The sequence below is a fragment of the Rhodococcus sp. NPDC019050 genome, from assembly GCF_055664235.1.
Map to the genome: position 1 here is coordinate 1 of NZ_JBVOON010000049.1, position 1,505 is coordinate 1,505.

Sequence of the window (1,505 nt, forward strand, 5' to 3'; positions counted from 1 at the left end):
CCCAATCCATTGCAGACGCGGCGGCGGCTCTGACCTTCGGCTCCAACTCTGGAATCCATGGCTTCGTGCCGATCATCGCGCTTGGCGCTGTCGATCTGGCGCTCATGGCAGCCCTCGCCGCCGGTGCGATCTCGGCAGGCGCGATCCTCCTCTGGGTCTCTGAACACTTTCCGAGCATCAACCTGCAGCAGGTGCTCGACATCATGCCGTCGACCCTGACCAATGATGGTCCGGGACAGTGGGAGTACCCCAACCGTGGCGGCACCTCCGAACGCGCCGGTGCCTACGAGGAACAAGTCACCGGCAGCCCCGCCGGAGTTGAATATGCGATCCCCAAAGCGGACGGCTCGGGCAACGTCCTGTTCGACGGTTGGGACCCGGATGCCGGAGAGAGCGGCAAGCTCATCGAAGCGAAAGGACCCGGCTACGAATGGATGGTCGGCGACGACGGCCAGTTCAAGCCTAATATGGGCGCAGCCAAATCTCTCCCCGACCAGCTTCGACGGCAATCTGAAGCTGCCGAATCCGCTGGGGCCGAGATCGAGTGGCGCGTCGCCGAAGAGCGAGTAGCTGAGGCCATCGAGGACATGATCGACGAAGCCGGATACGAGAACATTACGGTCAAGTACGTCCCGCCGGAGTAGCAGGCAACCACAGGTAGACAAGGAGGAACACGGTGGTACTGGATTTCATTGGTGGCTGGGGCGGACGGGTCGAGTCGCCTCGCGACGGCGCAGATCGCTTGCAGTGCTCGCTGCAAGAGATGCCCGACCTGTCTCACCTCTACTCTCCTTGGCTTCTCAACGGTGTCAAAGAAGACGGCACCTTCGTGCACCTCCCGAGCGACATCGACGGTATCGAAGAGGTAGTGGCCGACTCGATCCTCCGTGGAGATGATGGACTGGCCATGGTCAAGACCGGGTACACACCCGACTTGATCCGGATGTGTGAGGGCAGCTACCGCAAGTACTCAGTACGCGTGGGATTCGACGGGACAGGATTGAAGAACCATGTCCACTTCTCCCTGGACGATCCCGCGGACGATCCTTCCGGTGTAATCGACCCAGCACTCGTTGCCGACCATCTCCATATCCTGGTCCGTGCATGGGAACCCGACTACATCTATGTCGCCCCCAAGAAGCACCGTCGGTCGATCGGCTGCAAACCCGGACAGATCTGCGCCGGCTGGCTCACCTACGTCAAGGACAACGTCCCGCTAGACGAAACAGCACTCCGCGCCCACGCAATCGAGATCACCTCAGGAGACGGCGGTCGCTACATCCAGCTCAACGGAACCCCCACCACCCCCGACCTCGAGCAGGCCACCATTGTCCGACAAGCTTTGGGCTACTGACGGAAACAACCTTCGGACCGCATGCGGCTCCCTGCCGGACGCCCCACGAGCGTCAAATTCAAGTTGCCCGAGGCCTTCAAGCCGGGTGATGCGACGAGGAACGCATCAGGTCATCCGCAGGATGGACAAAGTCCCATGTGCTGTCGTTCGA

The 1,505-nt window shown here is 61.3% G+C and carries 2 protein-coding genes; both read left to right on the top strand.

The genetic code is table 11. The features are described 5' to 3' along the window. Positions 1 to 644: Tox-REase-5 domain-containing protein (locus AC0B44_RS21210; protein WP_471904697.1), on the top strand; the 644-nt coding region annotated here is incomplete at its 5' end. 32 nt (positions 645 to 676) lie between these two features. Next, entirely contained in the window at positions 677 to 1,354 is a 678-nt protein-coding gene (locus AC0B44_RS21215) for a hypothetical protein (protein WP_471904698.1), read from the top strand. The last annotated feature ends 151 nt before the right edge of the window (positions 1,355 to 1,505 follow it).